The 12,287-nt window shown below is 41.2% G+C and carries 12 protein-coding genes and 1 riboswitch; of the genes, 4 read left to right on the forward strand and 8 right to left on the reverse strand.

Going from position 1 to position 12,287, the window contains the following annotated elements; genetic code table 11:
* Window positions 1-162: 162 nt before the first annotated feature.
* Genes ribE (RYL77_RS05710) through ribD form a run of 4 tightly spaced genes read right to left on the reverse strand, consistent with a single transcriptional unit; the run spans window position 163 to window position 3,576 of the window.
* Window positions 163-630, reverse strand: coding sequence for a 6,7-dimethyl-8-ribityllumazine synthase (ribE, locus tag RYL77_RS05710; RefSeq protein WP_042901738.1), 468 nt, complete (start codon window positions 628-630; stop codon window positions 163-165).
* Window positions 631-1,836, reverse strand: a complete 1,206-nt coding sequence (locus RYL77_RS05715) for a bifunctional 3,4-dihydroxy-2-butanone-4-phosphate synthase/GTP cyclohydrolase II (protein WP_315010491.1) — start codon at window positions 1,834-1,836, stop codon at window positions 631-633.
* Between the two features lie 19 nt (window positions 1,837-1,855).
* Window positions 1,856-2,491, reverse strand: a complete 636-nt coding sequence (gene ribE, locus RYL77_RS05720) for a riboflavin synthase (RefSeq protein WP_125420531.1) — start codon at window positions 2,489-2,491, stop codon at window positions 1,856-1,858.
* Window positions 2,476-3,576, reverse strand: a complete 1,101-nt coding sequence (gene ribD / locus RYL77_RS05725; protein ID WP_315010494.1) for a bifunctional diaminohydroxyphosphoribosylaminopyrimidine deaminase/5-amino-6-(5-phosphoribosylamino)uracil reductase RibD — start codon at window positions 3,574-3,576, stop codon at window positions 2,476-2,478. Before ribD ends, ribE (RYL77_RS05720) begins: the two co-directional genes overlap by 16 nt.
* A 133-nt stretch (window positions 3,577-3,709) precedes the next feature.
* Window positions 3,710-3,824: riboswitch (FMN riboswitch) on the reverse strand.
* Between the two features lie 156 nt (window positions 3,825-3,980).
* Here ribD and ruvA point away from each other — a divergent pair.
* Both ruvA and RYL77_RS05735 read left to right on the forward strand, forming a co-directional pair.
* Window positions 3,981-4,574, forward strand: coding sequence for a Holliday junction branch migration protein RuvA (gene ruvA, locus RYL77_RS05730; RefSeq protein WP_000273417.1), 594 nt, complete (start codon window positions 3,981-3,983; stop codon window positions 4,572-4,574).
* A gap of 9 nt (window positions 4,575-4,583) precedes the next feature.
* Window positions 4,584-5,147: a DNA-3-methyladenine glycosylase I gene (locus RYL77_RS05735; RefSeq protein WP_315010496.1), complete on the forward strand. Its 564-nt coding sequence runs from the start codon at window positions 4,584-4,586 to the stop codon at window positions 5,145-5,147.
* Between the two features lie 84 nt (window positions 5,148-5,231).
* Here RYL77_RS05735 and RYL77_RS05740 read toward each other — a convergent pair whose 3' ends face one another.
* The 4 genes from RYL77_RS05740 to RYL77_RS05755 form a co-directional block, all read right to left on the reverse strand.
* On the reverse strand, window positions 5,232-5,495 hold the full coding sequence (locus tag RYL77_RS05740; RefSeq protein WP_000166114.1) for a SemiSWEET family transporter: 264 nt from the start codon (window positions 5,493-5,495) through the stop codon (window positions 5,232-5,234).
* 105 nt (window positions 5,496-5,600) lie between these two features.
* Window positions 5,601-6,635, reverse strand: coding sequence for an LD-carboxypeptidase (locus tag RYL77_RS05745; protein ID WP_315010498.1), 1,035 nt, complete (start codon window positions 6,633-6,635; stop codon window positions 5,601-5,603).
* Between the two features lie 246 nt (window positions 6,636-6,881).
* Window positions 6,882-7,559, reverse strand: coding sequence for a DUF1129 domain-containing protein (locus RYL77_RS05750; protein WP_315010499.1), 678 nt, complete (start codon window positions 7,557-7,559; stop codon window positions 6,882-6,884).
* An 11-nt stretch (window positions 7,560-7,570) separates the two neighbouring features.
* On the reverse strand, window positions 7,571-8,515 hold the full coding sequence (locus RYL77_RS05755; RefSeq protein ID WP_315010500.1) for a magnesium transporter CorA family protein: 945 nt from the start codon (window positions 8,513-8,515) through the stop codon (window positions 7,571-7,573).
* 131 nt (window positions 8,516-8,646) lie between these two features.
* Here RYL77_RS05755 and uvrA point away from each other — a divergent pair, with 131 nt between their 5' ends.
* On the forward strand, window positions 8,647-11,478 hold the full coding sequence (uvrA, locus tag RYL77_RS05760) for an excinuclease ABC subunit UvrA (protein WP_315010502.1): 2,832 nt from the start codon (window positions 8,647-8,649) through the stop codon (window positions 11,476-11,478).
* Window positions 11,471-12,287 (forward strand): Xaa-Pro peptidase family protein (locus RYL77_RS05765; RefSeq protein ID WP_315010503.1); only part of this gene is annotated, 817 nt, incomplete at its 3' end. The genes uvrA and RYL77_RS05765, both read left to right, overlap by 8 nt.

A 12,287-nucleotide genomic window follows, 5' to 3' on the forward strand; every position in this document is an offset into this window, starting at 1 on the left:
CTCAAAACAGTGTTTTGAGCTAATTTTGCCAGTTTTGTTTGCAACATCAAAGCTGTGTTTTACCAATCTGCGACTGGCTTCCTAGTTTGCTCTGTGATTTTCATAGAGTATTAAATTGCGATTTTGCCAAGTTTCTTTATTCGTCTAAAAGTAGAGTCTGTTCTAAGCGTCTAATGTACGAATTAGGTTGACCATTTCAATAGCTCCTTGTGCACACTCAGAACCCTTATTGCCTGCTTTAGTGCCAGCTCGTTCTATGGCTTGTTCAATTGTATCTGTCGTTAGCACACCAAACATAACTGGGATTTCGCTATTTAAACTGATTTGGGCGATTCCCTTAGATACTTCGCTACATACATAATCATAATGACTTGTACTACCTCTAATGACAGCTCCCAAGCAGATAATTGCATCATATTTTTTACTTTTTGCCATTTTTGATGCAATCAGTGGTATTTCAAAAGCTCCTGGAACCCAGGCTACCTCGATATCTTTCTCGTTTACATTCTCTCTTTTGAGATTATCTAGTGCTCCAGATAATAATTTTGAAGTTATAAATTCATTAAATCTCGCTACAACAATACCGATTTTAATATTGTTCGCTACTAAATTACCTTCATAAGTGTTCATTTATTTTTCCTCCATATTTAAAATGTGACCCATTCGATTTTTCTTTGTTTCTAAATAAAAACTGTCGTAAGGATTGGCTTCTATTTCGATTGGTATTCTACTGGAAATGGTAATTCCATATTTTTCTAACTGTTCAACCTTGTCGGGATTATTTGTCAGTAAATGTAGTGACTGTAGTCCCAGGTCTTTAAGCATTTGTGCTCCAATATGATATTCTCTTAAATCACCTTCAAAGCCTAATGCAAGATTGGCATCAAGCGTATCCATTCCTTGATCTTGTAAATGATAGGCTTTTAATTTATTGATAAGTCCAATTCCTCGTCCCTCCTGTCGCAAGTAAAGTAAGACCCCCGAACCATTCTCAGCAATCATTTTCATAGCTTTATCGAATTGCTGTCCACAATCGCATCGTAAAGAGCCTAAAACATCTCCTGTTAAACATTCAGAGTGGACCCGACATAATACATTGCCTTCATCCTCTATATTTCCCATAATAAGAGCAAGATGATGTTCCCCATTTAGTTTATCTATATAGCTAATTGCTTTGAAATTACCGTATCTAGTAGGCATATTGACAGTTGAAACTCGTTCTACCAGCTGATCATATACTTTTCTATATTCTTGTAATTCTTTGATGGTAATTAGTGGGATCTTGTGTTTCTTCGAGAACTGAATTAAATCATCTGTTCTCATCATTTTGCCATCATGATTCATTATTTCACAACATAGGCCACACTCTTTTAGTCCTGCTAATTTTAATAGATCAACAGTTGCTTCTGTGTGTCCATTTCTTTCTAGAACACCACCGTTTTTTGCAATTAAAGGAAACATATGTCCTGGCCTGCGAAAATCAGAAGGTGTTATATCTTCGGATACACACATACGTGCGGTCAGTCCTCTTTCCTCGGCAGAAATACCTGTGGTCGTTTCTTTATAATCAATTGAAACTGTAAAAGCAGTCTTATGATTATCTGTATTGTTTTCAACCATAGGTGAGAGCATTAATTGATTAGCTAAACGTTCGCTCATAGGCATACAAATTAATCCTTTGGCATAAGTAGCCATGAAATTAACATTTTCAGTTGTAGCTGCTTGTGCGGAACAAATTAAGTCTCCTTCGTTTTCTCTATCCTTGTCGTCTATAACAAGAACAAGTCGTCCCTTCTGCAATGATTCTAATGCTTCTTGTATTTTTCGATATTCCATTGACTGATCATCCTTTCTACTAAAATCCATTTTGATATAATAGTTCCTTCGATATTTCTGATTTTGGAGAGTTATCCATCAGTTTTTGCACATATTTACCTAAGATATCATTTTCAAGATTTACTGTACTCCCGACTTGTTTACTCTTAAGAATGGTTTGTTCCAAGGTATGAGGGATAACAGAGACTGAAAAGTTTACTTTGGAGACTTTAGCGACAGTCAGACTAATGCCATCAATTGTAATAGATCCTTTTTCAACTATTAAATCTAAAATTTCTTTTTTTGTGTTGATTTGATACCATACAGCATTATCATCTTTTTTTATTGACGAGATTTTTCCTGTACCATCAATGTGTCCTGTAACGACGTGACCTCCAAGTCGACCGTTGACAGATAAGGCTCTTTCTAGATTCACCTCACTTCCATGTTTTAATAGAGTAAGAGCTGTTCGACTCCATGTTTCATTCATTACATCAACTGTAAAGGCTTGATGATTGAAATGAGTAACTGTAAGACAGATACCATTTACTGCTATACTATCGCCTAAATGGATATCCGTTAATATTTTTGAGGCTTTAATCGATAGTGTGCAATTACGAGAATTTTTCTCTATTCTTTCAACTTTTCCGATTTCTTCAATTATTCCTGTGAACATGGGTAAATCACTTCACTTTCTATGAGATAGTCATTTCCTATTTGAGAAAAAGCATAAGGTTTCAGCATGATAGCGTCATTTGGCAAAGAAATACCTTCACCTCCGACAGGAAACTTGGCACTGCCTCCAAAAATTTTTGGTGCAATATATATTTTCAGATCATCAACAATTTGTTGTTCCAAAGCACTCCAATTCATTAGACTGCCCCCCTCTAGAAGTAGGCTATCAATCTGCATGTTTCCTAGATGTTGCATTAAACTTGATAAGTCTATATGATTGTCTTTTTTCTTTATGGAAAGTATTTCACAGCCATGATTTTGATATAGCTTTATTTTATTTTTATCTTCAGAGGAAGTAGCAATATAAGTTTTAATATCATTTGCTGTTTTTACGATTTTAGAGGTAAGAGGAGTTCGTAAATGTGTATCGCATATGATGCGGACAGGATTTTTCCCTTCCTCTAATCTACATGTCAGCAAAGGATCGTCTTGAATAACAGTATTGACTCCCACCATAATCGCACTAACATGGTGTCGTAACTGATGCACATGCTTTCTTGCCTCTTCTCCAGTAATCCATTTGGATTGATTTGTTTTAGTGGCTATTTTTCCATCCATTGTCATTGCATATTTCATGAAAACATAGGGTACATGCTGAGTAATGTACTTTCTAAAACTTTTTATTAAGTTAAGACACTCATTTTCTAAAACTCCAACAGTAACTTGAAGATTATTTTCCTCAAGTATCTTTACTCCTTTTCCAGATACAATAGGATTACAGTCTAGACTTCCAATGACTACTCTTGTAATACCACTATCGATTATAGCATCTATACAAGGAGGTGTTTTCCCAAAGTGACAACAGGGTTCAAGTGTTACATAAAGCGTTGCTCCGACAGGGGATTCTCTACAGTTTTTAAGAGCATTTCTCTCAGCATGTGGGCCACCAAAAAACTCATGATATCCTTGTCCGATAATGTGATTATCTTTTACAATAATTGCGCCGACCATAGGATTGGGATTGACGTAACCAGCCCCTTTTTGTGCCAGTTTTATTGCTAATTTCATATATTCTGAGTCGCTCATCTCACTACCTCCAAAAAAATATACCTTGAATAGAGGACTATTCAAGGCATACAAAAGAAAACTTATGCGATTAACAAAAATGCTCTGAAATGACAGGAAATCATTTCAGAGCACGCAAAAAGCACAAATATACTTTCATCTTCTTTCATCCAGACTATACTGTCGGCTTTGGAATTTCACCAAATCATGCCTTTCGGCTCGTGGGCTATACCACCGGTAGGGAATTGCACCCTGCCCTGAAGATAGTTATTCAATTACAGATGATTATAGTACTTAATTTTGAATATGTCAACAGATAAATACAGATTATTTTTGATATACTGTGTTTGTGATAATCGATTCTCGCTCCTAAGCTAAAGAAAATATGATATACTAGATAAACGAAATAAGAGAAAAGGAAAACTATGTACGAATATTTAAAAGGAATCATTACTAAAATCACTGCCAAATACATTGTTCTTGAAACCAATGGTATCGGTTATATACTGCATGTGGCCAATCCTTATGCCTACTCAGGACAGGTCAATCAAGAAGCTCAAATTTATGTTCATCAAGTTGTACGTGAGGACGCCCATCTACTTTATGGATTTCGCTCAGAAGACGAGAAAAAGCTCTTTCTTAGTCTGATTTCGGTATCTGGGATTGGTCCTGTATCAGCTCTTGCTATTATCGCTGCTGATGACAATGCTGGTCTGGTTCAAGCCATTGAAACCAAGAACATCACCTACTTGACCAAGTTCCCTAAAATTGGCAAGAAAACAGCCCAGCAGATGGTGCTGGACTTGGAAGGCAAGGTAGTAGTTGCAGGAGATGATCTTCCTGCCAAGGTCGCAGTGCAAGCTAGCGCTGAAAACCAAGAACTGGAAGAAGCCATGGAAGCCATGTTGGCTCTGGGCTACAAGGCGACCGAGCTCAAGAAAATCAAGAAATTCTTTGAAGGAACGACAGATACAGCTGAGAACTATATCAAGTCGGCCCTCAAAATGTTGGTCAAATAGGAGCAGAGCATGACAAAACGTTGTTCGTGGGTCAAGATGACCAATCCGCTCTACATCGCCTATCATGATGAGGAGTGGGGCCAACCCCTCCATGATGACCAAGCATTGTTTGAGTTGTTGTGTATGGAAACCTATCAGGCAGGTCTGTCTTGGGAAACGGTACTTAACAAACGCCAGGCTTTCCGAGAAGCCTTTCATGGTTATCAAATTCACTCAGTCGCAGAGATGACCGATACCGAATTGGAAGCCTTGCTGGATAATCCAGCTATCATCCGAAATAGAGCCAAAATTTTTGCTACACGTGCTAATGCCCAAGCCTTTCTACGACTACAGGCAGAGTACGGCTCTTTTGATGCCTATCTTTGGTCTTTTGTTGAGGGGAAAACGATCGTTAACGATGTTCCCGATTACCGCCAAGCCCCAGCTAAAACACCTTTGTCTGAAAAATTAGCCAAAGATCTCAAAAAGCGAGGCTTCAAGTTCACAGGCCCAGTCGCCGTCTTATCTTTTCTACAGGCTGCAGGGCTAGTTGATGACCATGAAAATGATTGCGAGTGGAAAAGCGGTCATTAGTGTGTACAGGTAACTAGCATATCTGAGAATATAGAAAAAAGCTGAGAAATTTTTCCCAGCTTTTTATATATACTATTAGATTTGTTAGAGTGAAGTCAAAAAAGTGATTCCACCTAAAATAACACCAGCTGAATTTGGAATGATTAGTATCCAATCCTTCTTAGGTTCCTTTGTCCATCCATAAATAACCCAGATTAAGCAAGATATAGCAGCTGATAAAGGTTGAAATGGTTGAGCTTTATTTCCCTGTAAATTAGCGATAATTTGAGGTATGTAGGCAATAAATACTATAATTCCAATAAAGGCACCAATAGAACCTACGATTCGATTAATTTTTTGTTTTGTCATATACACCTCCTTCAAAAGGATAACATAGAAATTAGCGAAATGCAATAAATTCAGATACAAATTGTAACGAAAACGAATACAAAAGCACAAAAATAGAGAAACTATTTATTTTTTGTTATAGTCAAAGCGAATGACTTGCTCTTTTGCATCTACGTGGGCGTGGACTCCGAAGGGTACAATTGCTCTTGGAGTTGCGTGGCCGACATTCAGATTATAGAGAATCGGGATATTGCTGTCAATGATATCCAATAGTGCCTCTTTATAGTCGTCATAGAAAGTTTCATCCATAGGTTTTCCGACCAAGAGTCCACTGATGGCCTCGAATATGCCAGTGTCCTTTAAAGTCCGCAACATCTTTTTGAAGTCTTCCGGTTCAGGCTTTTCTTCGCTTGTCTCTAGCAAGAGGATCTTTCCTTCCCAGTCTGACAAGTCAGGGAAAAGTTTGTATTCTTGGCAGAGCTCCGTGCTGTCTGCGTATCGAGAGTTGTCAAAGATATCGTAGAGAGATTCGAGGCAACCACCGAGGATTTCTCCCTCGAACTGGGCATTTCCTTGTAACAAGTCAAAACCAGTATTTGTATGATTGATACGAGGTGTTCCTAGAGCCTTGGGACTGAAGTCAGTTCGTTCCTCATACCAAACGTGACTAGGGCGGATTTCTGAGATTCTTCCAGTCTCAATCAATTCTTTCAAGTAGTGGAGACTATAGGTCAGCATTTCTTTGTCTAATTCACAAATGTCTGCTAAAAAGGCTTGCCCATAAAAAGTTTTAACACCTAGTCTATGCAACATGAGATGGTTCATGGTTGTATCTGAGAAGCCAAGAAAAATCTTTTGTTTGATAACTTTTTCTAGTTGGTCATTTTCAAAAAGGTAGGGCAACAAACGATAGGTGTCGTCTCCACCGATGGCACATAGGATCATATCGATGCTATCATCAGAAAAGGCCTGCATCAAATCCTCCGCACGGGCTTCAGGATGGCCCTTGATAAAGTCTAATCCTTTTAACGAATGGGGCAAAAAGATAGGATTGAGTCCCAAATCCTTGAGACGTTGGACACCCAAGTCGACTTCGTGTTTGACAAAGTCTTCTCCGATAATGCCACTAGATAAACTAACAATACCAATAGTAGAAACCATATCTTATCCTCCTAGAAATAGATTGATACTCTTCGAAAATCAAATTCAAACCACGTCAGCTTTGCCTTGCCGTACTCAAGTACAGCCTGCGGCTAGCTTCCTAGTTTACTCTTTGATTTTCATTGAGTATGAGCCTATTTTATCACAAAAGATAAGAGAAAGCTATGTGGGATTTCAGAAGAATGCTTTTAAATCAAGAAAGTAGTAAAAAAGCAACCGCACCTGCAGTTGCTTTTATCATTCTTCTTAATAACGTGTTGGTCCTGCACTTGCGCTGCGGATGTTCAAGCGTTTCTTGAGATAGAAGCGAAGGGCTAGGAGGGCTGCTCCGATAATAGCTAGTGGCAATGGAGCAAGTACTGGGTTAAGGCTAGCTGGTAGGAAGCTTGTTGCAAAGAAGACAAGCAACCAAAGGAACATAGAAGCTAGGATAACCAGTACAGATTTCCAGAAAGGTGGACGTTGACTGCGGTCCATATCTGGTCCATAGTATTGGTAAACAAAGTAGTACATCAAGTAGAAGGCAAATCCACCAACCAGTCCAACTAACAGGAGAGTGACAAATCCATAGCCGAAAGCTTGATCTGCCGCAAAGAAAGTTGTGAGGGCGCTGACAAGGGCAAAGAGGCTAGTGATGAAAAGAGCTGAGTCCATAATCATGAGTTTTGGATCATCATTTTCTTTTGGATGCTCTTTTTCATATTGCTCCTTGACAGTGAAGCTATGAGCCCAGTGGGTCGGTGCGCCATAGAGGGAACGAGCAGTCGTACCTTTGGCTTGCTCTTCAAGGATTTGGGGAATAATTTCCTCAAAAATAGCCTTGATTTCAGCGTCTGTTTTCCCATCTTTGATGAATTGTTGGGTAGCGATGTGGACAAACTCTTGGTTTTTCTTTGTTAATTTTTGTAGATCAATCTGAGACATAGGAACTCCTCTTAGAACCATTTTTTATGGATGAGATAGAGAGTGAGCGAGACACTCATAGCAAAGGCGATAAAGACGATTAACCAGAAGGCATTCGGCTCACCGTTTAGGGGGATTTCATTATCCTTAAAGTTCATCCCGTAGGCAGAAAAGACCATGGTTGGGATGGACATGACGATGGTCACAAGGGCCAAGGTTTTCATGATGTTGTTCTGGTTGTTGGAAATGATAGAGGCAAAGGTCTCCGTCATAGAGTGCAAGACGTTTCCGTAAATGTCTGCCATCTCGATGGCCTGTTGGGTTTCAATCAGGGTATCTTCAAGCAGGTCTTCGTCCTCAAGGTATTTCTTGATATTGCTGGTTGAGCTGGTCAATTTCTTAATCACACGCTCATTTGTTTTGAGGGAGGCCTTGAAATAGACGATGGTTTTTTCCAATTCCATGAGCTCAATCAATTCTTCATTACGAGTTGATTGATGCAGTTGACTTTCGATTTGTTCACTCTTACGGTCAATCGAACGAAGGGCTGTTAGATAAAGCTCTGCATTGCGATAAAGAATCTGGAAGATAAAACGCGAACGCATGAAAGTATAGAAATTACGCAAACGACGGTTGATAAAGACATCGAGGACTGGTAGTGGTTCCAAACACGTAGTGATAATGGTTTCCTCGGTGATGATAATACCAAGCGGGATGGTTACGTAGTAGGTGCGGTTATTTCTTTCTTCTGTGACCGGAACGTCAACGATAATCAGGGTATACTCGTCTTCAATCGTAATACGAGACATTTCTTCCGCATCGAGCGGTGCTCGGAGGTCGGTAATATCAATATCGAAGGCGTTAGCGATTTCGAGTGATTCATTTTGAGTTGGATTAACGAGATTGATCCAAGTACCCGGTTCAAGCGTATCGATCTCTTTAAATTCAGTTGTTGTAGAGAGAAAAACTTGTTTCATATCCCTTATCCTTTCTCATTTTTCAGATTTTTTCACACCGTACTATTATACTACAAAATCGGCCTTTTGGGTAATAGAATCTCACTTTTTTTGGTATAATGGTAAGCAATAATGGACTAGAAAGAACAAATATGCAAGATAAAATTGTCATTCATGGGGCACGTGCCCATAATTTAAAAAATATTGATGTGGAGATTCCGCGAGACAAGTTGGTTGTCGTGACAGGTTTGTCAGGTTCTGGGAAATCCAGCCTGGCCTTTGACACTCTCTATGCGGAGGGACAACGTCGCTATGTGGAGAGTTTGTCAGCCTACGCTCGCCAGTTCTTGGGTAATATGGAGAAACCTGATGTAGATGCCATTGATGGTCTCAGCCCAGCTATTTCCATTGACCAGAAAACGACTAGCAAAAATCCTCGTTCGACGGTGGGAACCACGACTGAAATCAACGATTATCTGCGTCTCCTCTACGCACGTGTGGGGACGCCTTACTGTATCAACGGGCACGGGGCTATCAAGGCTTCTTCTGTAGAGCAAATCGTGGATAAGGTCTTGGAATTGCCAGAACGCCAGCGCCTGCAAATCTTAGCTCCGGTCATCCGCAAGAAAAAAGGCCAACATAAGAGTGTCATTGAGAAGATTCAGAAAGACGGGTATGTTCGTGTCCGTGTGGATGGGGAAGTCTATGATGTGACCGAAGTGCCAGAGTTGTCTAAGAGCAAGCAACACAATATTGATGTCGTGGTTGATCGTATTGTCATCAAGGAGGGCATCCGTAGCCGTCTCTTTGATTCCATTGAGGCAGCCCTTCGTATTGCAGAAGGTTATGTCATTATCGACACCATGGACGACTCTGAGTTGCTCTTCTCTGAGCATTATGCCTGTCCAGTTTGTGGTTTTACTGTCCCAGAGTTAGAGCCTCGTCTCTTCTCCTTCAATGCTCCTTTTGGCTCTTGTAGTGAGTGTGATGGTTTGGGCATCAAGCTGGAGGTGGATACTGATTTGGTAGTGCCAGATGCCAGCAAAACCTTACGTGAGGGAGCCTTGGCTCCTTGGAATCCTATCTCATCCAACTACTATCCAAACATGCTAGAGCAGGCTATGACAGCTTTTGGAGTGGATATGGATAAGCCTTTTGAGGACTTGTCAGAAGAAGATAAGAACTTGATTCTCTATGGATCTGATGGCAAGGAATTCCATTTCCACTATGAGAATGAATTTGGTGGCGTGCGCGATATCGATATTCCTTTTGAGGGAGTTGTCAATAATATCAAGCGTCGCTATCACGAGACAAACAGCGATTACACACGCACTCAGATGCGCCTCTACATGAATGAGCTGACTTGCGGAACCTGTCACGGCTATCGTCTCAATGACCAGGCCTTGTCTGTCCGTGTGGGTGGCCAGCAAGGACCACATATCGGAGAAATCTCAGACCTGTCTATCGCAGACCACTTAGACTTGGTGAGTCAGCTAACCTTGTCTGAAAATGAAGCTATTATTGCTCGTCCTATTCTCAAGGAAATCAAGGATCGTTTGACCTTCCTTAATAACGTGGGTCTTAACTATCTAACCCTGTCACGTTCAGCAGGAACCCTTTCAGGTGGGGAAAGTCAGCGTATTCGTTTGGCAACCCAGATTGGTTCTAACCTATCAGGTGTTCTTTATATTCTAGACGAGCCGTCAATCGGTCTCCACCAGAGGGACAATGACCGCCTGATTGCCAGTCTGAAAAAGATGCGTGATTTGGGCAATACTCTCATCGTGGTGGAACACGACGAAGATACTATGCGTGAGGCGGATTACCTGATTGACGTTGGTCCCGGTGCCGGTGTTTTTGGTGGGGAGATTGTTGCTGCAGGTACGCCCAAACAGGTTGCTCGCAACAGCCAGTCTATCACAGGTCAGTACTTGTCAGGCAAACGTGCCATTCCAGTGCCAGAAGAGCGTCGTGTGGGAAATGGTCGCTTTATCGAAGTGATAGGAGCGCGTGAGAATAACTTGCAAAATGTTACTGCTCGCTTCCCACTAGGAAAATTTATCGCAGTGACAGGGGTGTCGGGCTCAGGGAAATCAACCCTAATCAACAGCATCCTCAAAAAAGCCATTGCCCAGAAGCTCAACCGTAATTCAGACAAACCTGGTAAGTTTAAAACTATTACAGGAATTGAGCACGTAGACCGCTTGATTGACATTGACCAGAGCCCTATAGGACGGACGCCGAGGTCCAATCCAGCTACCTATACAGGAGTTTTTGACGATATACGTGATCTTTTTGCCCAGACAAATGAGGCCAAGATTCGAGGCTACAAGAAGGGTCGTTTCAGTTTCAACGTTAAGGGTGGTCGTTGTGAAGCCTGCTCAGGTGATGGGATTATCAAGATTGAGATGCACTTCTTGCCAGATGTTTATGTGGCTTGTGAAGTTTGCCACGGGACCCGCTATAACAGTGAAACCCTAGAAGTTCACTACAAGGAAAAAAATATTTCACAGGTCTTGGACATGACTGTTAACGATGCGGTGGAATTTTTCCAACACATTCCGAAAATTCAACGTAAACTTCAGACTATCAAGGATGTGGGACTGGGATATGTAACGCTAGGGCAGCCAGCTACCACCCTTTCTGGGGGAGAAGCCCAGCGTATGAAGCTGGCTAGCGAGCTCCACAAACGCTCGACAGGGAAATCTTTCTACATTCTGGATGAGCCGACGACAGGGCTTCATACAGAGGACATTGCTCGCCTGCTCAAGGTTTTAGCACGCTTTGTTGACGACGGCAATACAGTCCTTGTTATAGAGCACAATCTGGATGTTATCAAGACGGCAGACCATATTATTGACTTGGGACCTGAGGGCGGTGTCGGTGGTGGAACCATCATCGCAACAGGAACTCCAGAAGAAGTAGCGGCCAATGAAGCCAGCTACACAGGACAGTATTTGAAAGGAAAGTTACATCATGAATAAACGTGTACAAGCATTTCTCGCTAAAATGCAAGAAAAAGAACTAGATGGCATCATTATCAACAACCTTAAAAACGTCTACTACTTGACTGGTTTTTGGGGTTCGAACGGAACAGTTTTTCTCAGCCGTGACCGTCAGGTCTTGGTGACAGACTCTCGCTATATCATCGCAGCTAAGCAAGAAGTAACAGGTTTTGAGATTGTGGCTGACCGCGATGAATTGACTGTCATTGCAGGAATTGTCAAGGACATGGGTTTATCTTGTATCGGTTTTGAAGATGAGATTTCAGTCTCTTATTATCACCGTATGCAGGTAGCTTTTGCAGGTTTGGACTTGCTTCCACAAACTCAGTTTGTTGAAGGTCTTCGCATGATTAAGGATGAAGCGGAGATTGCAGCGATTCGCAAGGCTTGTTCTATCTCAGACCAAGCTTTCCACGATGCCCTTGACTTTATCAAACCAGGAAAGACTGAAATTGAAATTGCCAACTTTCTTGACTTCCGTATGCGTGAGTTGGGAGCTTCAGGCCTATCATTTGATACTATTTTAGCAAGTGGCATCAACTCTTCCAAACCTCATGCCCATCCCATGCACAAACCAGTGGAATTGGGAGAAGCTATTACAATGGACTTCGGCTGTCTCTATGATCACTATGTCAGTGATATGACACGGACTATCTATCTAGGGCATGTTAGCGACGAGCAGGCAGAAATTTACAATACGGTTTTGAAAGCCAACCAAGCCTTGATTGACCAAGCTAAGGCAGGATTAGGTTTCCGTGACTTTGACAAAATCCCTCGTGATATTATCA

Source organism: uncultured Streptococcus sp. (assembly GCF_963516515.1).
Classification (GTDB): domain Bacteria; phylum Bacillota; class Bacilli; order Lactobacillales; family Streptococcaceae; genus Streptococcus.

Coding starts and splice junctions, on each gene's coding strand:
- ribE (WP_125420531.1), bottom strand. CDS start 2,491: ATGTTCACAGGAATAATTGAAGAAATCGGAAAAGTTGAAAGAATAGAG.
- RYL77_RS05715 (WP_315010491.1), bottom strand. CDS start 1,836: ATGGAATATCGAAAAATACAAGAAGCATTAGAATCATTGCAGAAGGGA.
- RYL77_RS05745 (WP_315010498.1), bottom strand. CDS start 6,635: ATGGTTTCTACTATTGGTATTGTTAGTTTATCTAGTGGCATTATCGGA.
- RYL77_RS05750 (WP_315010499.1), bottom strand. CDS start 7,559: ATGTCTCAGATTGATCTACAAAAATTAACAAAGAAAAACCAAGAGTTT.
- ribE (WP_042901738.1), bottom strand. CDS start 630: ATGAACACTTATGAAGGTAATTTAGTAGCGAACAATATTAAAATCGGT.
- ruvA (WP_000273417.1), top strand. CDS start 3,981: ATGTACGAATATTTAAAAGGAATCATTACTAAAATCACTGCCAAATAC.
- RYL77_RS05755 (WP_315010500.1), bottom strand. CDS start 8,515: ATGAAACAAGTTTTTCTCTCTACAACAACTGAATTTAAAGAGATCGAT.
- RYL77_RS05740 (WP_000166114.1), bottom strand. CDS start 5,495: ATGACAAAACAAAAAATTAATCGAATCGTAGGTTCTATTGGTGCCTTT.
- RYL77_RS05735 (WP_315010496.1), top strand. CDS start 4,584: ATGACAAAACGTTGTTCGTGGGTCAAGATGACCAATCCGCTCTACATC.
- ribD (WP_315010494.1), bottom strand. CDS start 3,576: ATGAGCGACTCAGAATATATGAAATTAGCAATAAAACTGGCACAAAAA.
- uvrA (WP_315010502.1), top strand. CDS start 8,647: ATGCAAGATAAAATTGTCATTCATGGGGCACGTGCCCATAATTTAAAA.